The following is a 22,187-nucleotide window of genomic DNA, read 5'->3' as shown; positions in this document are numbered from 1 at the left end:
AGCTTAATCAAGCATAATGTTATCTATGGGTATTACTTCTGCAGACTTGCCGCTTTCTTATCCGTTGCTTTTAATACTTCACTAACATCACTTTGCCCACCGAGCAGTTCCTGCAAGTGTTTACCGTAATCTTCAATCAGCGATTGAGCGTTGTTTCCCCAATTGTTCCAAGGAGCATAGACGTTCCCAGCTTTAAAAGTTTCTTTTACCCCTTCGTACTCTGTTGGCATTTCGAATTCAACACCTTTTAAATAACTGCTGCCACCTTTGTTGTCATTCCAGAATGCTTTTTGTCCCTCTGGAGTTGAGATCAGTTCTAAAACTTGCATGACTGCTTCTTTTTGCTTGGATTTGCTATTAACAGCGAAACCTACACCAGGTCCTCCGATTAACCAGCCATCACCTGGTTCAGAACCATAGAATGGGAACATATCGATTTGAATATCCGGATTCTTTGCTTTTATCGTTTCTAACGCCCATGGCCCTGACTCCCACATTGCTGCTTTGCCTGTCGCAAACTCATCAAGAGCTTGATCATAATCGACACCTAGCATTTCTTTGGTGATATACCCTTTTTGAATTAGCTGAGACCATTTTTCTATGGATTCATTCCAGTTGCCGTCGAGCGTAATTTGTCCCTGCCCATACTTCACATCAAAGTCTTTATTTTCTGATTTAGACAAAAAGTCATTCATCACGAATCCCATGGAGGACTTCATCATCGGTTCCCAAGACTTCGCGCCAAAAGCTTGCGGCTTTACACCATTTTTCAATAGCACTTCATGAAGTTCGAGTTCTTCTTCAAACGTTGTAGGCGGTTTCAAACCATATTTCGCAAAAATTTCTTTGTTATAAAATATCCCTTCAAACCAACTGATCCCTGGTATTGCATACAATTTTCCGTCTGTGGAGTACACATTCTTCCCTGCATCATTATATAAATCTGATAAAGAGGAGATATCTTCTAAGTATCCAAGCTGAGCATACTTAGCGCTCGTTGCTGGAGCAACAGAGATAATATCCGGACCTGACTGTGCAGCAAGTTGAGTAGCAATGATGTTATCGTATTGCTTATTGTCGATAAATTGGTAGTCAACCTCTACATTTGGAAGCTTCTCTTCAATGAGATCAAGCAGTGTTTTCATGCTGTCTTCCTTGTTCCAATAAGCCATACGAATTTTCACTTTTTGTTCTGGCTTTGGAGTATCCTGTCCTGTAGTAACACGATCTCCGTCTGCGTTTCCACAGCCACTTACTAAAATCGATAGTGCCGTAAGTGCGCATAAGGAAAACTTCCATATTGTCTTCTTTTTCAATTCTGACCCCTCCAGCGTATATAAATTGTAAAGTGTTCCTCCCGTTGCTGATCTAATTATATGGGAGCACCTATGAGTTTTACATTCTGAGATTTCTTGGATGAGTACGAGAATTTATCGATTTTCGAATAAAAGTGCAGGTTCCTACACCAGAAACAATGATGTAATTAAAGCAGGATATTTATGGAAAAATGTTGAATAATGTCCTTATTAAGTGAAATGATGCTCGGAAACGAGGAATTGAATGAGCATTTTTATATCACTTTCATGAAATTCAATACATAACTGAGGTGCGTAATGAAAAAAACATTGATCTTATTTCTGTTAAGTCTGTTCTTTCTGATCCTATTTCCGAACACAGGACATGCTTCCGCTAGTCAAGCTAAGATCATCCTTGATGGCACGGAACTTACAATGCCAGCGAATGCTCAAGTGACCATCATTAACAAAACGGTGATGATTCCTATACGTGTAGTTGCTGAAAATTTGAATTTCAAAGTAACTTGGGACCAAAAGTCACAACGAGTCCAAATTCAAAATGACACTAACCTCATATCTCTAACCGTGAACAAAAAGGAAGCCATGGTTGCTGAGAAGCAAATTTCATTACAGGTTGCTCCCCAAATTCTGAACAATACAACCGTTGTCCCGCTTCGCTTCGTAAGTGAAAACATGGGACTTACAGTGGGATGGGATAACACGAATAAGATTGTTTCTTTAGCGAGCAGTAATTCAGTAGGAGATCGGGGTGAAGGAGAAGAGTATGTGGAATCTGTAAAGCATGTGAATGATATGTATTTTGCAGATAACCAGCTGGTCGTTTCCTTAGATAGTGAAGTGAAACCTTCTATTACTACTTTAGATAATCCTCATCGAATTGTTGTTGATATACCAAATACGACTTTCTCTAATTCTTTTAATTCATCTCAAACTTTAGATACGAACTTGAAAGGTACATTAGAGGTCAGTGGATATTCTAATGTCTCAGAAGTACGCTATTCCTTGTTTAGCCGTGATCCACAGATCGTCCGCATTGTCCTTGTTACCAATAATGAAAATACGTTTGAATTCCAGCAGAACGAATATAATTCGAATACATTTGTCATTGATGTAACGGAGGCCGAAGACAGTGTTGTTCCTCTTCCTCCTGCTGACGATTCTGAGCGAAAAACGGTTGTTATCGATCCAGGGCATGGTGGAAGTGATTCTGGTACAGTAGGAATAACTAATAAATTCGAGAAAGACTTTACCTTAGCTTTATCTCTGAAGATCGAAGCACTTTTACTTAATGAACCCAAGATAAATGTAGTTATGACCCGCGACAGTGATGTCTATCCTACTCGCTCTGAACGAGTGGTGTTAGCTAATCAATTAGAAGCCGATGTTTTTGTATCCATTCATGGCAATAGTGTCCTGGCCTCTCCGCAAGCGAGTGGGACCGAAACTTATTATTATCAGCGAAGTAGTAGTAAAGATTTAGCTAATGTCGTCCATAAGCATTTAGTAGAAGCTCTAGGTTTTAAAGATCGAGGTGTAAAAGATGGAAATTTCCAAGTCATCAGAGAGACTACTATGCCCGCCGTACTTCTGGAAATTGGATTTCTAAGTAATAGATTAGAAGAAGCCGCCATGTTTTCAGAATCTGTACAAGATAAAGCGGCGCAAGCGATTGTAGATGGAATCAAAGAATACTTGGGTATTTAATAACCTGATTGGTCGAATTGAAAAGCGATTCAAAATCTAACATACTCCACAGCCATGGGATCTTGCCTTAGCAAATTTAGATCTCATGGCTTTCCTCTTTCGAATAAGGGTCATCATTCTCCCAAAAATTGAAATTCAGCCAACTTAAAATCCAGCTTAACACGAACATCATAATTAGAAATTCATACGCACTGGTAAAGGACTTGTCTGTTAACATTTGTATGATTCTCCCTAACAATATGGGTCTGCTCAAATTTAATAAAGCCACCAAACCTCCTACCGTAACGGATACAATTACAAGTTTTCGCTCTTGTAACAGCGGTTTCACTAGCCTAACTATCTCATTCATGTGTTTCCTCCCTTTTATTAATGAACCCAGCTTTTATAACAAACAAAAGGAACCGCGACGTTCGCGGTTCCTTTTGTTTGTTATATTTTATTTTGCTATTCATTTTAAATTTCAATATGAGATAGTTGTTCTAACTTTGACTTCGTTTGTTCTAACACATCTTGAAGTTCTGAAATGACCGTTTCTACATTCGCTACATACTTCATCTCAGTTTCAAGTTGGTAACAGAGGTGAGCGAGTCGTGACGCTCCAATATTCAAACTTACTCCCTTGAGCATATGAACCTTTGTGCTCAGACTAGCAAAATCCCTTTTCTCCCATAGCTCTTTAATTTCCTTAATACAATGGGAAGCATCATCAGAAAAAATAGTATAAAGTTCCTTTAAGAAAGTATTGTCATTATCCAGGCTACGAATCTCATTAATGGTTGCAATATCAATAACTTCATCTGGTTGCTCGGATTGAGTCTCTTCTTTTGTTGCTGCTGAAGTGCTCCGAATTTCGTTACCCCAGTATTCAATGATCCGCTGTACTTCTTCAATACGAAGCGGTTTGCTAATATAATCATCCATGCCTGCTTCTAAATAATACTTCTTGTCTTCATACCGAGCATTTGCAGTTACTGCAACGATCACCGGATGTTTTGAAGCTTCGATCCGTTCTTTCATCATTTTCGTTGCTTCGAGTCCGTCCATCACTGGCATTTGCACATCCATAAAGATCAAGTCATAATGGCGCTGAGTAATCGCTTGAAAAGCTTCGAGTCCATTACCGGCAACATCAGCGCTATAACCCATTTTTTGTAGTGAACGAACAAGGAGCATTTGATTCACAGAATTGTCTTCTGCGATCAAGATCCGTAGGGGTAGCTTATTAGCAAGCGTATTGTCTAAGATTGAATTTTTTTTGGCTCTGTTCGTAACTAGATGCGTTTCATATAATGCGGATAGCATAGCTTCCATGAGATGTTGGTCTCTTATCGGTTTAGAAATAACCGTATGATAAATAGATCTTAGTTCCAGGTTATGTGGCTTCATACCAACAGACGTTAACATAATCATAGGCAAACTTTCAGGGGTCCGGAATTTTCGAATCTTATCGCCAAGCTGGACTCCATCCATCTCCTGCATTTGCATATCAATGACGGCCAAATCAAAAATATCGCCTCTTACTATCCATTGTAACGCTTCACTAGCGGAAACTGTAGCATAAACATACATATCCCATTTTTCAAGCACATTCTTCATAATACGAAGATTTGTGCTGTTATCATCCACAATAAGTACACGTTTATGCCGTAAATGAGTAACTTTATTATCATTCTCTAAGAACAAATCTGCACTTTCAGCAGGAATGGTAAAGTGAAATGTGCTTCCTAATCCTTCTTCACTGTTCACCCAGATCTTCCCGCCCATAAGTTCCACTAACTGCTTACATATCGCAAGTCCAAGACCTGTACCCCCATAATGCCGAATCGTTTCGGGCGCATGTCCCTGAGTAAAGGAATGGAACAATTGATCCTGCCGATCAAGCGGGATACCAATACCCGAATCCTTCACCATCACATGTAGATCGAAATGTTCTGGTTTCTCCGATTGTTTTTTCTCCACACTAACCAGTATTTCACCCTTTGCAGTAAATTTCACTGCATTTCCTATTAAATTCACTAATATTTGACGTATTCTAGTGACATCTCCAATAAGAAATGGAGGAAGATTAGAATCAAAACTAGATACGAGTTCAACCTCTTTCTCAGTCACTTTAGAAGCAAACAGATCTAGAACATCTTCTACACATGATTTCAGATCATAGGGCTGATGCTCAAGTAACATTTTCCCTGATTCTATCTTTGAAAAATCGAGTATATCATTCAATATGGAAAGGAGTGATTCATTGCTGCCGCGAATCGTTTCCGTATATTCTCTTTGTTCGTCCGTTAATTCTGTTTCTTGCAGTAAACTTGTCATCCCCATAATTCCGTTCATCGGGGTGCGGATCTCATGACTCATGAGTGCAAGGAAATCTGTCTTGGCCTGAGTAGCTTTTTCTGCTTTTTCTTTGGATAAAATAATTTCTTTCTCGGCCTCTCGAAGTGTAATTACACTCTGCTCTAACTCAACAATATACGAGAGAAATGTGGACATCGAATTGAGAAGTCTAATCTCTTTATCTGTATAGTTATAAGGCTTTCGATCCAAAGCACATATCGTTCCATATACTTCTCCACTGCCACGCCAAATGGGAACACCAATAAATGAGCAGCTTCCTAAATTATGCGTAACACTCATTTCAGATGTTAAAGGATGTACAGCCGTATCATCGATAATTAGAGGTTCTGCCCCTCCATTCACGACCAGGCTACAATAGGTTTGTTCAAAGGGAAGCACGACACCTTCTTCAAGGAGATTCTCATGGCGATTAAAAACTTTAAGTATCGTGTTGGATACCTTATCGTTACTAGCTACAAAAATCGTATTCACATCAATAATTTCACTAATTAATTGAACAATATTCTCTGCGGCCTCATTCAAATTCTGATACATTTTGCCCTTAGCTTCCATTAACGCCATTGAATAAACCACCTTAATCAAAATTACTATTGACTGCACTAACTATTACTAAATCTATCATAGTTTTCTTGAGACGGATATGAGCGTGAAATAATTTACATAGTATACTATGTTCTTATAACGACCACATACCTACTTATTTTACAAAAAAACGATCTCCTGAAAAATAAAAAGAAACCACAGACTCTTAAGTCAGCGGCTCCTCTTTTATTTGTGATGCAACTATTCATCAAAGTATCTTCTTCATGTTGATATTCGTAATCTCATATCCCATTTTTTCATACAAACCACGTGCAACTTGGTTATGACCGAAAACATGAAGTCCTATTTTCTTCATGCCTAATTCTTTCGCTTTCACTTCAATTTCCTGCATAGATTGTTTCCCATAGCCCTGTCCTTGAAATGGCTCCTTAATCATAAAGTCATAAATAAAGCCTTCTTCATAATTCGTCGGTGACATAGGTGCAATCCAAATCATACCGATGTGCTGTTCGTCATGAAAGATAGAATATAAGTGATTAAACTCGGATTTTTCACCTTTTGGTAAGAGGCGAGCAAACTCTTGTCTAGATCGATCTATTGATTCTTCTTCACTCCAATTTCCAGAAGCGACTTTGTCCTTTGCGTAGTCTTCTATAGCATAACTTATGTACTGCTCATACTCCTCTTGATTCATAGGATTTAATGTAACCACTGTATGGCCCCCCTGTGTATTGCTATTTCATCGTGTTCTGATCATCATAACATATTTAAAGCTGACTCAAATCAACACAAACGGTTTAAGATGATCTTTCCCATCTCACAAACCAACTACCCTTTAATGATCAAGGAATCGATCTAATAAAGTCATAGAAATATTCAAAAAAAGTATATGTTTCATTTTCTAATTTTTATGTATATATTATCATATGAAGCATAACTTTGAGAAAGCCTTACAAGAATGACTTCTTGCACTATTACTCCAGATACCATACTGAAAAATAAAAAGGAGAGAATTATCATGCGTAAAAGTTTACAAGAATTCAGAGATCTGATGATTGCCGAGAATAAATTGGGCGGACATGAAGATGTTCTTATCGCTTTTGACCATTTGCTTGATATGGTTGATGAACATGAAGCACAGCATCAAATTGAACTTGGTATCCAAAGAACCAACTATGAAAAATCCAATGGACAAGTGGAAGCTGCCATCCGAGACGAAAATCGTTTCTTTCGTGAAGCGATCCATACGGTTATTAAAAAGACGGTACTTGACCTTATTCATGTAGGCAAAAAAGATTGGCAAAAATTTTATGACCGCGTACAGTAGAAAAAAAAGAAACCTACCTTCACAGGTGGTTTCTTTTTAAGTTTTCTTCCTATTGCCTTCTCACTCTAATCTTCGTTAGCAGATTGTTCAAAATAAATCGGATAATGCATGGCGCATCGCTCATTAAAAATGGCATGACACTGTGGGCAGTTAGTCGTGCTCATGTACTGTCTAATCGTCATTTCGGTGTGACAGTTCCCGCAAAGGATCGCATATTCATCGAATTGCTCCTGCGGCCAGCGTTGTATGCTGTGATCAGCCTGTTCCTCATGACACTTATAACAAGGATAATAACGCTCGCAGCATGTAAACTTGATAGCGATGATATCTTTTTCTGAATGATAATGAATGCATCTTGTCGAGTTATCCACTACAGCTCCGTAAATATTCATCTATACTCCCCCTATCTTTATTAGCAACAGGATCACTGAAAACATAGTGGCTGCTCCAACAGCGAAATAATCTATTTGCTTATATTTGAGTTCTATATAATGGGTTCTTCCCTTGCCATTTCCATAAGCTCGTGCATCAATTGCATAGGTAAGCTGTTCTGCACGTTTAATCGTTGTGAAGATGAGCGGGATCAGAATGGGAATGTAAGCAAAAATACGTTTCGACAGCGATAACGTCGTGATATCATAACCTCTGCTTTTTGTGCGAGAAGAATGCGATCGAGTTCCTGTATAATCGTCGGAATAAAACGAATTGCGATAACGATCATCAGCGAAAACTGCTCTACGGGCACCTTTATTTTGGAGAGCGGGGCTAGCAGATTTTCCAGACCACGGGCCATAGACAATGGTTTTGTAGTTAAGGTTAACATGGAAGCGAGTAAGATCAGTAAAACAATTCGCAAGACGAAGCGCGTCCCATTTTGAAGTCCTTCCACCGTCACTTTGATGAACTGCCCTGACCAAATTAGAGTACCATTTGTAGTCACCGTATGATATAGAAAAGTAAATATCAGAATAAATAAAACAGATTTGAGACCTCTTCCATATACACGAAACGGGATTTTTGATATGAATAAAATACTTAATACGAAAAGGCTTGCAAGCAGATAGCTTATGAATGATTCCAGCATTAGAAAGCTGACCATGATGAAGATCATGCTCATCAGCTTCGCTCTTGGATCGAGATGGTGAAGTAAAGAATCCTTCTCCGTATATTGTCCAAGTAAAATACTATTTGCCATTTACACATCCCCTTGCTTGCCAAAGGGGCAGGATTTTATTGAAAATAGTCTGCTCCCTGCAACTCCTTACTTCGATTTTCTCGCCAGATAATTGCTCAATCAGACGTAGGAGCTGCACAGGTTCAGGCAGTGGTAATCCGACTTTTTCCAATAATCTGGACTGATCCAGAAACAAAGTACTGGCATCAAAATGCCCCAAAAGCTCTCCTTCATTCAATACCATAACTTCATCTGAGTATTCGGCAACATCATCCATATGGTGTGATACGAGGAGAATCGTACGTTTATGTTGCTGTTGCCATTCTTTGAGTAGCTTTAACAGCAACTCTCGGCTTATTGGATCAAGTCCGGCTGTCGGTTCGTCTAAAATAAGCATTTTCGGATTCATCAATAAAACGGAAGCAATGGCTATACGGCGCTTTTGACCTCCGCTTAACTGAAAGGGCGCACATGTTAGAATCTTCTCAGACAGACCGACCTGAGGCAAGATGCGTTCGATGGCATATTTAATTTGCTGAGATGAATGTCCTTTCATTTTTGGTGCAAAAACGAGTTCGTTGTAAACGGTCGTTTCAAAGATTTGATGTTCCGGATACTGAAATACAAAACCGATATCTGGCACGACCTTGATCCGTCCTTTAGCATCTCTTGGGATAGGCTGTTCATCAATCCGATATTCACCATCAAAGTCCGGAATCATCCCCTTAAGCACTTGGATAAAGGTTGACTTCCCAGCACCCGCTCGTCCAATAATGGAGATCCATTTCCCTTCCCTAATCGTGCAGCTGACATGATGCAGAGCCTCTCGTCCGTCATAGTTCACGCTCACACGGCTTAATTCATAGACCATTCGGAACGAATCATCTCCTTCCAATCAGCTGTCAGGGGTACGCTTGGCCGAAGTTTTTTATGTATACGTAAGGCAAAAGGTTCATCCAATTGATAATCTGTCACAGGTACGGTTTCAAAAAATGTCAATGGATCTCCGTCGAATTCAAGCCGGCCCTGATGTATAAGCAAAATGCGCTCCGCTAATAACGCTTCCTCCATATGATGGGTGATGTGAACAATGGTCATGCCTTGGCGATGCAATTGTTGAATAATAGACAGCACCTGCTTTCGGCCAAGCGGATCAAGCATGGAGGTCGCTTCATCAAAAATGATGATCTGTGGACTCATGGCTAAAATTGCCGCAATCGCAACTCGCTGTTTTTGACCGCCTGATAACTGGTGCGGCATCGCCTCAGAATAGTCCTCCATCTGGACAGCTTGTAACGCGTGTTCCGCACGAACACGTATGTCTTCTCTTGGAAGGCGGATATTTTCCAGTCCGAATATTACCTCATCCATTACCGTAGTGGTGATGAATTGATCTTCCGGATTTTGAAAAACAACACCGATTTGTTCATGAATCTTGATAAGGTCCGCTGGGTTTAACGTACTGAGATTCTTAAACCTCACCTGACCTCCCTTTGGAAGCAGCAGTCCATCCATGAGTTTTGCTATCGTAGATTTTCCGCATCCATTGGCACCAAGCATCACTACGAACTCGCCTGCTTCAATCGTAAAGCTCAACTTATCTATGATGGGCTCGCCCTTTTGATAATAAAAATGAACATCGTCGAATGTAAGCATCTCATTTGTTCTCCTCTGTACTTGCCGTTACTGCGCATATTGCCTTCAATATACCGATTTCGAATTTCAAATATCTTCTTCGTTCAACTTATGAGTTCAGCACTTTTTCTTCAATGGGGCTGACCTTTTTTAATTGCATCGTAATCACGGCTGCGACAAGCGCTTTAATACAATCGCCTGGTAAGAATACGACAGCACCCGCAAGTCCAGCCCAAATCGAAGTATGTGTAATAAGAGCCATCACCGGAGCACCGATCAAACTGACTAGTAAGACTCCAAAAACAACATTGATAACGAATATTTTCCAAGTTTTTAGCCCTGCCCATACTTTTTCCGTCATAAATCCGATACAGAATGCGGCTAGTGGCCAGCTTAAAATGTATCCTACAGATGGTCCCATGAATGGAGACAGACCACCATTACCTCCAGATAATAAAGGTAAACCTATTGCAACCAATACGATAAATAAAATCAAACTTAGTGTAGCTATTTTCCTCCCTAAAAAGCATCCTGCCAGCATAACACCAAGTGTTTGTGCTGTAATCGGAACGGGAATAAATCCTAACGGAATAGGCGGAATCATGCCCAGTACTCCGATGAATGCAGCAAATAATGCAGCAAATACTAATTCTTTTGTCTTCAATTGACTACCTCCGATGTAAGTAATAAATCTTTTATTCTATTAGCGTCGACTTCTAATGTAATAGGAATTATATCTTCACATCAACATATTGTAAACCTAAATATAAAATAATAGGTTTACAATATGTTTTGGGCGTATTCAGATATTAGAAAAAAACAAAAAAAGCAAACCAGTAGTTGGCCTGCTTCAAAACAATCAAGAATAAAACTTGATATCATAACGCTCATACTTCTTCTCTCGTTTTCGGAATTGATCCGGCGTGTCGTTTAGATATTTTTTGAACACTTTTCCAAAATAGTTCGCATTAGAGAAACCTGATTTCGCCGATACATCATGTAATGTCAGTTCTGGCCTCGTTAAAAGTAGTTTCACCGCATGCTGAAGCCGAATCTCCAGCAGATAACGACTGGGCGTCAATCCAATTTTCCTTTCAAATTCTCGGATCAAATGATACTTGGAGACCCCCGCAGCACTTGCCATATGATCTAATCCAATATCCTGATCAAAATGAAGTTGAATATATCTCTTGGTGTCCTCAATAAATTGAGGAATATTAGAAGGTTGTTCACTGTGTAGAACATGTCTCATCAAACGCATGACGAGTGAATATGCTGCCTCAGAGCTATCAAAGATATCTATGAATTGATCGCTCAGTGCGCGTTCATAAATATCCCATAGCAAGCTCTCCAGTTCAGACTGTTCAGCAAGGTGAACAACGGGGCCTCCTCTTGTCATCATGTCCCGCCAGTAAGGCAGTGCTTCAAGTGATAGCTCGATATACAGAACTTCCCACAGATTCGAATGTTCCGGTAGCTTGTAAGCGTGCGGACCTGGTATTTCTACGAGAAAAGCATCTCCTTTTTGAAGCGGATATACGTCTCCATTATATTCAAGTTCTCCGCTTCCACTCAGCGTATATTGAAGTAAGCAATGCTCATTTTTTCGTATTCGTCCATCCCAGTGATAGGAATGAGAAGTTATTTTTTCAAGACCAAGTCCCTTGATCTGAAGAATGCCCGTGCTGTCAATATATTCGAAACCTATGGAAGTGTAGGGGAAATCAGATAGCAATATATTACCCTCCTCTCTTATTATTTACTCTTGTGAACCCAATTTATCAGTACTATTCTGTTCATATATACAGCAATTATTTCATGGAGGTAAGATCATGTCCATTATATATGATTCTGAATTACGATTGTTCCATCTACAAGCAAAAGATACAAGCTATTGTTTACAAATTGTACGGGAAGGATATTTGTGCCATTTATATTGGGGCAAATCGATTCATCATTTTCGTAACTCAGTCCCGCTTGGCTATATTGACCGCGGTTTCTCCCCGAATCCTGATCCGGAGGATCGCACATTTTCACTTGATACGATCCCTCTTGAATATCCGGGATATGGGAATGGCGACTTTGGTCCACCCGCTTATCAAATTTCGCAAACGGATGGTTCTACTGTATCTGACCTGCGCTACAAATCTCACCGGATCTATGCCGGTAAAAAGAAGCTTGACGGACTTCCTGCAACTTATGTCGAGCAAGAACATGAAGCCGAAACGCTTGAGATCGAGCTATTTGATACAGTAACCGGACTTTCCGTTACACTTCTGTACACCGTATTTGAGGAGTTCGCAGCCATTACCCGTTCTGTAAAGTTTCATAACAGTGGTAAGGATAACATTCGTTTGTTACGAGCATTAAGCGCTAGCGTTGATTTCCGTGATGTTAATTATGACTTACTTACACTGGATGGCGCTCACACCAACGAGTCAAACTTATGTAGAAGAAAGCTTCATCCCGGCACTCAATCCGTCGAAAGCCGCAGAGGAGCAAGCAGTCCACAGCACAATCCTTTTATCGCATTAATGAGCCCGGAAGCGACCGAAGATCATGGCGAGGTATATGGTTTTAATTTCGTATATAGTGGTAATTTTCTTGCCAATGTTGAGGTAGAACAATATGGCACGACTCGGGTTTCTATGGGGCTGAATCCGTTTGATTTTGCCTGGCATCTAGAGCCGTCTGAGACATTTCAGACTCCGGAAGTCGTCATGGTTTATTCGTCAGAAGGTCTAGGAGCCATGTCGAGGACCTATCATTCCTTATACCGCACTCGTCTAGTTAGAGGGAAGTTTCGTGATCAAGAGCGTCCCATTCTAATCAACAACTGGGAAGCAACATACTTTGATTTTCACGCGGACAAAATCGAACAAATCGCGAAATCCGGCAAGGAACTTGGAATGGAGCTCTTTGTACTTGATGATGGCTGGTTTGGCAAACGGGATAATGACAAGAGCTCTCTAGGTGACTGGGTAGTGGATCAACACAAACTTCCTGAGGGACTCGAAAAAGTAGTTCACCGGATTACGTCCATGGGAATGCAGTTCGGTATTTGGTTTGAGCCGGAAATGGTATCTCCTGACAGTGATCTTTACCGCGCTCATCCAGACTGGGTGCTTCATGTAAAAGACCGCCCGCGTACGACGGGTAGATACCAACTGGTACTTGACCTTAGCCGTAAAGAGGTATGCGATTATATTATCTCTTCCATATCTTCGATCCTTTCTTCCGCTTCGATCTCTTATTTGAAGTGGGATATGAATCGCCATATGACCGAGATTGGTTCTGCCTCTCTTCCTCCAGAGCGTCAAAGAGAAACCGCTCACCGCTATATGCTTGGGTTATATTACGTAATGGAACAACTGACCACGTTATTCCCTGACGTTTTATTCGAGAGCTGTTCAAGCGGTGGTGGCAGATTTGATCCGGGAATGCTATATTACATGCCGCAAGTATGGACAAGCGATAATACGGATGCCGTCTCCAGGCTCGGAATTCAATATGGAACCAGTATGGCTTATCCTCCTGTGGCCATGGGTTCTCATGTATCCTCTGTTCCCAACCACCAGGTGAAAAGGGTGACCCCCTTATCTACTCGAGGTCATGTAGCGATGTCGGGTAATCTCGGATACGAGCTTGATCTGACCCTGCTTACTGATGAAGAGAAAGAAATGGTCAGAGAACAAGTGTCTACCTATAAAAAGATCCGCAAAACCATTCAGTTCGGGACCTTTTACAGAAATTTAAACCCATTCATGACCAATGAGGCTTCCTGGACATTTGTATCTACAGATGGAAAACAAGCGGTAACTGGATATTTCCGTATTTTATCGAAACCAGCAGCCCCTGTGCGCATACTGAAGTTTAAGGGTCTTGATCCAGCAGCAACGTATCGCATCGAAGAAACAGGTGAGATTCACGGCGGCGATGAGCTCATGTATGCAGGCCTGACTCTTCCACGAATGAAAGGTGATTTTCTAAGTTTGCTATTCACCTTAAATAAGGTAGATTGATTATGTAGTAGAATAAATTTCTTAATTCCTATAGTTGCTTCATTCAAGAGTATATATAGATCGTCTATATATAGTTTCAAATTCATGATTTTAATGAGTTATGAAATTTTTTATTCAGTAGTTAAAAAAACTGCCTCCACAGTCGTTACCAACAACTTTGAGGCAGTTTTTTTATTATTTATTTCATTATAATGAGGTGGCGTTTCAATTTTCAGCTTCACTGTGCAATCTATTCATTACACTGTCTGGGAATCAGATTGTAAATCCCATTTTTCCGCTTCAAATGCCGCTCTCCCACCTTTCGTATAGAAACGAACTCCCGTGCTAGTTTCTTTAGGGAAAATCCGGGCCGTAAATACGTACTGACCTTCATTCACAAAAATCTCGACCGAGGAAGTGTCCACAAAAATACGCAAGCGGAGCTTGTTCGTATCCTCTAAGGTACAGCTTCTTGTCGTACCATAAGCGTGACCCACAGGTTGTCCGGAAAGGGTACGATCCAGCGTCAATTTTTTCGTAGCTGTATGATAAGAAATCACCGTTTTTTCTTCCTCTTCGCTTCCTGTTCTCAGCTCCAGCCCAAACTCTCTAGCATCCACATTCATCCAATCACAAATGAGCTCATATTGCTCACCTTGTATTCCCGAATAACTTTTTATCTCATCTGTTTGTAACTCGTCTTTAATAGATACGTTATTTTTACGCAGGTTTATAAATTCCTCGGGTGGCTGCTGTAAAATTTGTCCTTCCTGCAAATGAAGCACTCTCGGAATGGTCAAGCAATGAGCCCATCCCTCTTTGTCCGTTGGATATTCAATTTCAGGAAGGCCCATCCACCCAATTAACAGCCTTCTGCCTTTATCATCAACCATAGTCTGAGGTGCATAAAAATCAAAGCCATGATCCAGTTCATGGAATGGCCCATGCTCAAACTCAAGAGAATCTACATCTAGCAAATCACCGACCAGATATCCAGATTGATAGATGTTGTTATATTTGTCTCCTTGCGGTTCCAATCCTTGAGGAGAGAACAAGAGAATTCCTTGACCATCTAATTCAAAGTAATCAGGGCATTCCCACATGAATCCAAATTCAGATAGGTTTGTTTGTATTTCTCCATGAAGCTTCCATTCTTTCAGATCAGAAGAACTGTAGAGTAGAATTACCCCTGTCTCATTCACACGCTGAGCTCCGATGATGGCATAGAACTTATCATTTTGTTTCCATAGCTTAGGATCCCGAAAATGATCCGTATATCCTTCCGGGATATCTGGAATAACGGGCGAGTCAAATTTCTTAATCTTACCCTCTTTATCCATGAAAGCCATACATTGATGCGAAAATCGATTCCAATCTTTATCCCTTACATTCCCTGTGTACATCAAATAAAGCAGTCCGTCATGTTCCAATCCACTGCCAGAGTATACTCCATGGCTATCAAAATCTCGATCCGGTTCAATCGCTGTCCCCTCTTGCCGCCAATTCACCAAATCAGGAGAACTTACGTGGTACCAGTGCTTTAAACCATGCACCGCTCCAAGCGGAAACCATTGATAAAACAAGTGATATTCGCCGTTATAGAAAGAGAACCCATTCGGATCATTAAGTAATCCCGTTTGCGGCTGTATATGAAACGTTTGTCTCCATGGCGAATTTGCCACTTTCTTTTCTAGTTGTTCCAGTTCCGTGGGTTTCACCTCGTGTAATCTTCGATATCTTTGTTCTCTAGTCCATTCCATATCGTTACTATTCCACCTTTCTAGCAAATCAGATCATCTCGATAAAATAGGAGAAGCGCTGATTTCTCAGCGCTCAACTTTATATGTGTATTTCGTGTACAGCGCCCTTCATAAATTCATATCGATAGGAGTGCTATTTTATTAATAGAAATTTATGCTGCTTCACTAGATCCTTTTTTCAGACCCCATACATACGTAATAGCAAATGCAGTCACAAAGCTGATGATCATCCCGATAATGAAGGACACGATCGATTCAGGACGGATCGCGATTACACCAGGCAGCGCCGCAGGCCCCATAGATACAGCTAATACGTCTTGGAAGGCGAGGAAGGCAGAAGAAACACCAGCTCCAATCATGGCAGCCACGAACGGATATCTGAGCTTCAGCGTAACCCCGAACATCGCAGGTTCGGTAATTCCAAGTAGTGCAGAAGCTCCCGCTGCAGAGGCAATACTTTTCATTTTTTTATTTTTGGTAATCAGGAATACAGCAAGTGTTGCTGCACCTTGAGCAATATTCGCCATAGATGCAATCGGCAATAGGAACGAACCACCGGTTTTGGCTACATCTGCGAGCAACTGTGTTTCAATCGTAAGGAAACTGTGATGCATCCCCGTAATCGCGATTGCAGAATATAGAGATCCGAAAATTCCAGCTCCTACAAATCCGGTTGTACTGTAAAGCCATAATACGCCATCTGTCAGTAAGTCACCTGCTGTGCGCATAATTGGACCAACAAAGATAAACGTAGCAAGCCCGGTAATGAATATGGATAATAACGGAGTTAATAGATTATCTAAGAATGACGGAATGACCTTCCGGCATAACATTTCGATTTTCGCTAAAATATAAGAAGTAACAAGTACCGGTAGAACAGTACCTTGATAAGCTACCTGCTCAATCGACAGTCCAAAGATATTCCAGGTTGGTACGGTCCCTTCCATCACTGCATTCGCATAATTATAACCGTTGAGCAAATCAGGATGGACCATGATCATCGCTAAAGCTGCACCAAGGAAAGGATTACCGCCAAAACGTTTCGTTGCCGAAAAACCAATCAAAATAGGTAAGAAAACAAAAGGTGCATTAGCAAATAAGTTAATAAGTCCGGCCAAATCAGCCATCGCTGGATACAATTCAATCAGCGATTGTGGTCCAAATAAGTTCTGAGCCGTTAATACGTTATTTAACCCCATCAACAGACCGCCTGCTACGATCGCAGGAATAATCGGTACGAAGATGTCAGATAATGTTTTCACAAAACGTTGAAACGGATTCAATTTCGTTGTTGCTGCTTCTTTTACATCACTTGTAGACATTTCCGAAATACCTGCTTGTTTGGCTAACTCCTGATAGACACGATCTACAATCCCTGTTCCTAGGATGATCTGATATTGTCCACCTGTTTCAAATGTTCCTTTCACCGCATCCATCTCTTCGAGCTTCTTCTGATCCACCTTTTGTGAATCCGTCAGAACAAGTCGAAGTCTTGTAGAGCAATGTGCTGCCGCTGCTAGATTTTCTTTTCCCCCAAGTGCTGAAAGGATCTCGGTTGCTACTTTCTTGTGATCCATCTGTCTCTCATCTGCCTTTCATATGAAACCGGTATCAGTAAATCACATAGCTGAGATTACAGCTGATGAATGATGAACTTAGTTCATTGTTGGAACCGGTTCCTTTGAAGTTTGAAATAAAAACCGGCTTTATTTGGAACCGGTTCCGTAGTTGTATTATAATCATTTTTTTGAAACGGTGTCAAGACTTTCTCGTTCGATATTTTCTTACGTAAGCAAGTCACAACCGGAACTCGGTGTTAGGTCATTACTTAGTTATGCCCATTTTTATATGAATGAAAATAACCCTAACCACATTTGGTTAGGGTTTCATTTATTTTATGATCCAATCCGTTCCTCTTCCAACTCTTCCCTTGAAGGGGGTTCACCTTTTAATTGTTTTAGTACTTTTTTCAGCATCACAGATGCTTTTACTTTTAAATCTAATGCATCTGAAATTTCAATTTGATAGCTTCCGTTCTGTATCGCTTGCTTCAAATCTTCCACGGTGTGAACAGATGCAGCTAAACGATTCACAACACTTCCGTATTGGAGACATTGATGGGTATCACTTCCAGCCACAATAGGCAGTCCAAGCTGAGCTGCAAAAGGTTCTAATTTCTGACGATTTGCCTCCACCCCTTGTTTGTACAAATCTTTTGCATTCAGATCTAGGGCATCGAGTTGTGTAAGCCATTCTTTGTTCAAATGATGAAGCGGAGTCGAATCACGGAAGGGATGCCCTCCTATTTTCAATACATTATAAGACTGAGCAAGGAGCAGCAAGTCCGCGAATGGAATGAAGTTTTCTTTACTCGTGTAGGGCTCAAGCTCCGCTCGAATAGTCAAAATTTCTTCCTTTGTTCCGATCAGCAGAATATGACCGGTTTCTCGAATATCCACTTCAATACCAGGAAAAACATGTACTCCGTTAGCTTCGTAATAATGACCATTGTAAGGGAAGGCTTCATCCAGTGCTTCATACATCGCTTCATAATTTTTCGTATTAAAATGTTCGGTTAAAGCCACCGCATCTACCCCATTTAACTTCGCTTCACGCATCATTTCATCAAAATAATCTAATGAGAAATCTGATTTTTTGGATAGTTTCCCGTGAGTGTGCAAGTCTATTAACATATTACTTCATCTCCTCGAAATTGTTCATAATCATTAATACAAAATGGAAGGGAACTTCATACCGAACCAAAACAACCAAGCAATATAAAAGACAGAAAATAAGATAAAGTACATATCCAACATTCTCAGCTTAAGATACGATAATCTCAGTTTTTTGACTTGACGGTTATTGAGTCCATAGGTAAACCCTCGAGTCTCCAATGCCTCAACGGTTGTTCTAGAACGTTTGGCTGTATTCAGCATGAGCGGATAAAAACAGAGTACAGTCAGTCTTACATAATAGATAATAACTCGAATGTAGAGGAAACCCGGACGATCAGGAGATTTACCTCTTAAACGGAAAGATAAAAAAATTTGATGGAACTCTTCTATTAACGTAGGCAGAATCCGATATCCATACGATAGACTAAATGAAAAGGTATCAGGTACACCGAGGGCAGACAAACCATCACTTAATTTCTCGGGGTCCATACTTGAAAATACAGCAATACTTGCAAGTGAAATTACCGATAGTTTCAGTGTTAGTGTAAGCAGCGGTAATAATGACTCCAAATTGCCTCCAAAAAGCATCGAGAATAGAAACATCCATCCGACCTGACCCACGAGCCCCAAACATAATATAAAAATAAGGAGAGAGCTTACCCTGGAAAGTGCCGTCATGCATACCATAAATACAAACATGCCTATGAGAATTGTTCGGTTATGAATGAACCAAGGAACGATGGCAAAAAACAAATACCAGGATAAAAGCGTACGCGGATCAAGCCGGCCAATAAATGTGGAGGAGTTGCCATAAGCCGTGCCCAGCAATTCCAGCTTGATTCGTTCTACGGAGATACGGTCAAGTGTCTTTTTGACGATGTCCAGGAGGATCCCTCCCCTTCCCTTTGAGAATCTTCATCTTCTATGGGTTTATAGAATTCCATAAAGTCATCCAGTGTATAGCATATTCGTGGCAATCCAAGGGAACGACTGAGTTCCATAAGCTGAGTTGGAAGCAGACCTGCTCGTTCAAGCAGTTTCATGTCTTCAAAAATCTGTTCCTTCGTACCGTCAGCAATCACTTTACCTTGATGCATGACAATAATCCGGCTCGCCCACTCAGCTACTAACTGCATATCATGTGTAGCAATAACGACGGTCTCCACATGCGATTTTAAAGTAGACAATACGCTCAGCATCTCTTGTTTTGTAGCGATATCTAAATTCGCTGTTGGCTCATCGAGCAACATGATTGAGGGCTCGATCGCTGCTCCAATGGCTAAGGCGACACGGCGTTGCTGTCCTCCGCTTAACAGTCTGGCATCTCGATCCTTGAGACCCGTTAGCCGAAAGCTTTCAAGTACTTTATTGATACGCTCACTTGCATCCGGCAAACGGTGTGCACGTACATAGTATCCAACTTCTTTTTGTACTGAATCTTCTATAAACATTTCTTCCGGATTCTGATAGACATAAGTCACATGTCCGGCCATACGCTCAGGTGTCATCCCTTTTAGTGAGTATCCGTTCACGTTCATATATCCGCCGGTAGGCTTTACTATGCCGGCAATGAGTTTAAGAAGTGAAGATTTACCCGCACCGTTGTTGCCAATAATGGCAACAGCTTCGCCAGATTGAAGAGTAAGGTTTACTCCATCCAGAACGGGATGCATCTTTTTTTGAATGGTCCGGTATGAAAGGCGTATATCTTCTGCAACAACAAGTGTCTTTTGAGAATCGGGTGTTGAACTACGCTGCGGTCCCTGCTCATTTTGATTTGTCATCGAATACGTACGTGAATGAAACCAATGTTCAGCTTCACTCATCCGAATCGGCAGTAACGTTCCTTCTATTTTCAGCTGTTCACGAGACTTTAGATCGAGCCACGCAGCCTGGGTTACTTGAGGCGGATAAATTCCAAGACGCAGCAACGTTTCTACGGAGGACAACGCTTCTCGGGTAGGACGTTTCCACTCCACATGTCCCTGATCCATTAACACAACTTCCTTACAATAATCGGCTATGAACTCCGCATGATGCTCAATTACAATAATCGTTTTACCGTATTCCTCATTTAATCGTTTTAAAATATCATAAATGTGCCTTGCATGTTGCGGATCCAGTTGTGAAATCGGCTCATCAATAACTAGAATGTCTGGATCCATGGCAAGTGCTCCAGCCAGTGCCAGCAGATGCTTCTGCCCCCCGCTCAGTGACCAAATAAATTCATCTTTCACTTGGCTAAGTCCCATCATCATAAGTGCCTTTTGGCCGCGAGTCTGATAATCTGCATAACCATAGTTAAGTGGAGTGAAAACCACATCATCGAATACAGTAGGACGCACTAGTTGATTCTCAAAATCTTGGTAGACATACCCTACCCTTTTCGATAACTCAGCTACACTACTTGTCTCGGACAATTGTCCGCATACTTTCGTAACTCCAAAATAATCTCCCGAATAATAATGTGGAATGAGTCCATTAAACAATTTACAGAGTGTGGACTTACCGGAACCGTTGCTTCCAATGATGGCTGTGAAATCCCCACGATGCAGCGTTAAAGACACGTCATTTAATACAGGAGTGTCAGATCCGGGATATGTAAAAGAGACCTGTGTCAGTTCGATAAGGGGCTCACGCATTTTTCGTCTCCGTCCCGCTCGTTGCCTTTCTTATCGCTTTTAGACGAATGAAAATAATCGTTATGATGGCTACTGCGGCTGCTACCGCAAGGCTAATCCAGATAAGCGTTCCCTCTGAAGATTCTGCGAAAGGAAGTTCCCATTCACCAAAGTTCCAATCCGTTTCGGATAAAAGCTCCGCTCCCACTGCGAAAAGTGCTAGCATCACGCCCATAATGACAAATTTGGGAGACAACCACTGCGACACTTCATATTTCGTATTTTTATTCCGAGGTCTCATACCGAGTAGCGGCTCGATTTTGCCATACAAACGAGGGACCAAATAAAGTGTAGGCAGCAAGGCAAACAAAATACCTGAAAATAACACATCATTTAGAAAACCGACCCCTTCAATTACAACTACACTTTCGGCTAAACCTTGAACAGCTTCAAGTTCCTCTACACCAACCCATACTTTGACTACATCCACGATCGAGCTAAGTAATTGATGGATGGCTACTCCAGTAATCGCTGCAATCCCAACCTGACGTTTGTTTGTCGGATCTGAGACCATTCGGCCTGCAGTATACATAGCAAGTGAAAAGGTAATAAATTTTTCTAATTCACCAATGCCACCGAATTGACCTAACATCAGTTCTCCGAAAATGATTTCGCCAACGGATGCACCTACTGCTGCATATAAAGGATGAAAGAGCATACAGAGTGTAAGCGGAATAAATGCAAAATACTCGACAGACAATTCAATCGGTCCAAGCTGTACACTAGGTATGAGCTCGGTGAACATGTTAGACAAGCCATACAGAGACATCGATAACACAAAAATCATCATTTTTTGAGACTGCGTCAGTGTATAACGTGTAGACAACGTACTCATCTTTTAAAAGCCTCCCTCAAATCTCATAATATATTCTCATTATAGGAAGACCTGATTATCGCAAAATTTCAGTTTTATCAACGCAAGATTAACATTTTTTCATTATTTTTAATGATGTAAAAATATTTACATTACATTTCAGCAGTAGAGTTGAGATATGAGAATAAATATGAGGTGA

The 22,187-nt window shown here is 40.9% G+C and carries 18 protein-coding genes and 1 pseudogene; 3 read left to right on the top strand and 16 right to left on the bottom strand.

The features are described from left to right. Positions 1–32: 32 nt before the first annotated feature. Positions 33–1,316, bottom strand: a complete 1,284-nt coding sequence (locus tag KFT32_RS05350) for an ABC transporter substrate-binding protein (protein WP_211746103.1) — start codon at positions 1,314–1,316, stop codon at positions 33–35. A 297-nt stretch (positions 1,317–1,613) separates the two neighbouring features. On the opposite strand from KFT32_RS05350, the gene KFT32_RS05345 reads away from it, so the two are divergent. Further along, entirely contained in the window at positions 1,614–3,020 is a 1,407-nt protein-coding gene (locus KFT32_RS05345; protein WP_211746102.1) for an N-acetylmuramoyl-L-alanine amidase family protein, read from the top strand. A gap of 76 nt (positions 3,021–3,096) precedes the next feature. Here KFT32_RS05345 and KFT32_RS05340 read toward each other — a convergent pair whose 3' ends face one another. From KFT32_RS05340 to KFT32_RS05330, 3 genes are all read right to left on the bottom strand, one after another. Then, on the bottom strand, positions 3,097–3,369 hold the full coding sequence (locus tag KFT32_RS05340) for an ABC transporter ATP-binding protein (RefSeq protein ID WP_211746101.1): 273 nt from the start codon (positions 3,367–3,369) through the stop codon (positions 3,097–3,099). A 104-nt stretch (positions 3,370–3,473) separates the two neighbouring features. After that, a complete protein-coding gene (locus KFT32_RS05335) occupies positions 3,474–5,939 on the bottom strand; it encodes a GAF domain-containing hybrid sensor histidine kinase/response regulator (protein ID WP_211746100.1) in 2,466 nt (821 codons plus the stop codon). Positions 5,940–6,168: 229 nt separating this feature from the next. Beyond that, positions 6,169–6,633 carry a GNAT family N-acetyltransferase gene (locus tag KFT32_RS05330; RefSeq protein WP_211746099.1) on the bottom strand — a complete coding sequence of 155 codons (465 nt, stop codon included), beginning with the start codon at positions 6,631–6,633 and terminating at the stop codon, positions 6,169–6,171. 306 nt (positions 6,634–6,939) lie between these two features. Here KFT32_RS05330 and KFT32_RS05325 point away from each other — a divergent pair, with 306 nt between their 5' ends. Continuing rightward, a complete protein-coding gene (locus tag KFT32_RS05325; protein ID WP_211746098.1) occupies positions 6,940–7,248 on the top strand; it encodes a hypothetical protein in 309 nt (102 codons plus the stop codon). A 65-nt stretch (positions 7,249–7,313) separates the two neighbouring features. Here the strand turns inward: KFT32_RS05325 and KFT32_RS05320 are convergent, their stop codons facing one another. The 6 genes and pseudogenes from KFT32_RS05320 to KFT32_RS05295 all read right to left on the bottom strand — a co-directional run bounded on the left by KFT32_RS05320 (position 7,314) and on the right by KFT32_RS05295 (position 11,792). After that, positions 7,314–7,640, bottom strand: a complete 327-nt coding sequence (locus KFT32_RS05320) for a CHY zinc finger protein (RefSeq protein WP_211746097.1) — start codon at positions 7,638–7,640, stop codon at positions 7,314–7,316. Next, positions 7,641–8,347, bottom strand: a pseudogene (locus KFT32_RS05315) (energy-coupling factor transporter transmembrane component T family protein). Between the two features lie 85 nt (positions 8,348–8,432). Beyond that, the gene (locus KFT32_RS05310; RefSeq protein ID WP_211746096.1) at positions 8,433–9,293 is read right to left on the bottom strand and encodes an ATP-binding cassette domain-containing protein; all 861 of its coding nucleotides are present in this window, start codon (positions 9,291–9,293) and stop codon (positions 8,433–8,435) included. Continuing rightward, positions 9,278–10,078 (bottom strand): ATP-binding cassette domain-containing protein, encoded by an 801-nt coding sequence (locus tag KFT32_RS05305; protein ID WP_211746095.1) that lies wholly within the window; start codon positions 10,076–10,078, stop codon positions 9,278–9,280. Before KFT32_RS05305 ends, KFT32_RS05310 begins: the two co-directional genes overlap by 16 nt. An 88-nt stretch (positions 10,079–10,166) precedes the next feature. Next, positions 10,167–10,721: a biotin transporter BioY gene (locus tag KFT32_RS05300; protein ID WP_211746094.1), complete on the bottom strand. Its 555-nt coding sequence runs from the start codon at positions 10,719–10,721 to the stop codon at positions 10,167–10,169. A gap of 195 nt (positions 10,722–10,916) precedes the next feature. Next, positions 10,917–11,792 carry an AraC family transcriptional regulator gene (locus KFT32_RS05295; protein WP_211746093.1) on the bottom strand — a complete coding sequence of 292 codons (876 nt, stop codon included), beginning with the start codon at positions 11,790–11,792 and terminating at the stop codon, positions 10,917–10,919. A gap of 97 nt (positions 11,793–11,889) precedes the next feature. Between KFT32_RS05295 and KFT32_RS05290 the strand changes: the two genes are divergently transcribed. Further along, a complete protein-coding gene (locus KFT32_RS05290; RefSeq protein WP_211746092.1) occupies positions 11,890–14,079 on the top strand; it encodes an alpha-galactosidase in 2,190 nt (729 codons plus the stop codon). A gap of 236 nt (positions 14,080–14,315) precedes the next feature. On the opposite strand, the gene KFT32_RS05285 is transcribed toward KFT32_RS05290, so the two are convergent. The 6 genes from KFT32_RS05285 to KFT32_RS05260 all read right to left on the bottom strand — a co-directional run bounded on the left by KFT32_RS05285 (position 14,316) and on the right by KFT32_RS05260 (position 22,009). Continuing rightward, the gene (locus KFT32_RS05285) at positions 14,316–15,818 is read right to left on the bottom strand and encodes a glycoside hydrolase family 32 protein (RefSeq protein WP_211746091.1); all 1,503 of its coding nucleotides are present in this window, start codon (positions 15,816–15,818) and stop codon (positions 14,316–14,318) included. A 152-nt stretch (positions 15,819–15,970) separates the two neighbouring features. Then, a complete protein-coding gene (locus KFT32_RS05280) occupies positions 15,971–17,395 on the bottom strand; it encodes a sucrose-specific PTS transporter subunit IIBC (protein ID WP_211746090.1) in 1,425 nt (474 codons plus the stop codon). Positions 17,396–17,713: 318 nt separating this feature from the next. Beyond that, entirely contained in the window at positions 17,714–18,511 is a 798-nt protein-coding gene (locus KFT32_RS05275) for a PHP domain-containing protein (RefSeq protein WP_211746089.1), read from the bottom strand. 33 nt (positions 18,512–18,544) lie between these two features. Continuing rightward, positions 18,545–19,321, bottom strand: a complete 777-nt coding sequence (locus KFT32_RS05270; protein WP_349304861.1) for an energy-coupling factor transporter transmembrane component T family protein — start codon at positions 19,319–19,321, stop codon at positions 18,545–18,547. A gap of 17 nt (positions 19,322–19,338) precedes the next feature. After that, entirely contained in the window at positions 19,339–21,135 is a 1,797-nt protein-coding gene (locus tag KFT32_RS05265; RefSeq protein ID WP_211746088.1) for an ABC transporter ATP-binding protein, read from the bottom strand. After that, positions 21,128–22,009: a DUF8171 family membrane protein gene (locus tag KFT32_RS05260; RefSeq protein ID WP_211746087.1), complete on the bottom strand. Its 882-nt coding sequence runs from the start codon at positions 22,007–22,009 to the stop codon at positions 21,128–21,130. Before KFT32_RS05260 ends, KFT32_RS05265 begins: the two co-directional genes overlap by 8 nt. Between the last annotated feature and the right edge of the window lie 178 nt (positions 22,010–22,187).

The sequence above is a fragment of the Paenibacillus sp. Marseille-Q4541 genome (assembly GCF_018310695.1).
Taxonomy (GTDB): domain Bacteria; phylum Bacillota; class Bacilli; order Paenibacillales; family Paenibacillaceae; genus Paenibacillus.
The sequence above is the reverse complement of the archived record's forward strand: the minus strand, read 5'-3'. Positions and strand labels throughout refer to the sequence as shown.

Excerpts from the sequence above, each read along its gene's own strand:
- KFT32_RS05345 (WP_211746102.1), top strand. The coding sequence starts at position 1,614 with ATGAAAAAAACATTGATCTTATTTCTGTTAAGTCTGTTCTTTCTGATC.
- KFT32_RS05340 (WP_211746101.1), bottom strand. The coding sequence starts at position 3,369 with ATGAATGAGATAGTTAGGCTAGTGAAACCGCTGTTACAAGAGCGAAAA.
- KFT32_RS05335 (WP_211746100.1), bottom strand. The coding sequence starts at position 5,939 with ATGGCGTTAATGGAAGCTAAGGGCAAAATGTATCAGAATTTGAATGAG.
- KFT32_RS05325 (WP_211746098.1), top strand. The coding sequence starts at position 6,940 with ATGCGTAAAAGTTTACAAGAATTCAGAGATCTGATGATTGCCGAGAAT.
- KFT32_RS05320 (WP_211746097.1), bottom strand. The coding sequence starts at position 7,640 with ATGAATATTTACGGAGCTGTAGTGGATAACTCGACAAGATGCATTCAT.
- KFT32_RS05310 (WP_211746096.1), bottom strand. The coding sequence starts at position 9,293 with ATGGTCTATGAATTAAGCCGTGTGAGCGTGAACTATGACGGACGAGAG.
- KFT32_RS05305 (WP_211746095.1), bottom strand. The coding sequence starts at position 10,078 with ATGCTTACATTCGACGATGTTCATTTTTATTATCAAAAGGGCGAGCCC.
- KFT32_RS05290 (WP_211746092.1), top strand. The coding sequence starts at position 11,890 with ATGTCCATTATATATGATTCTGAATTACGATTGTTCCATCTACAAGCA.
- KFT32_RS05285 (WP_211746091.1), bottom strand. The coding sequence starts at position 15,818 with ATGGAATGGACTAGAGAACAAAGATATCGAAGATTACACGAGGTGAAA.
- KFT32_RS05280 (WP_211746090.1), bottom strand. The coding sequence starts at position 17,395 with ATGGATCACAAGAAAGTAGCAACCGAGATCCTTTCAGCACTTGGGGGA.
- KFT32_RS05275 (WP_211746089.1), bottom strand. The coding sequence starts at position 18,511 with ATGTTAATAGACTTGCACACTCACGGGAAACTATCCAAAAAATCAGAT.
- KFT32_RS05265 (WP_211746088.1), bottom strand. The coding sequence starts at position 21,135 with ATGCGTGAGCCCCTTATCGAACTGACACAGGTCTCTTTTACATATCCC.
- KFT32_RS05260 (WP_211746087.1), bottom strand. The coding sequence starts at position 22,009 with ATGAGTACGTTGTCTACACGTTATACACTGACGCAGTCTCAAAAAATG.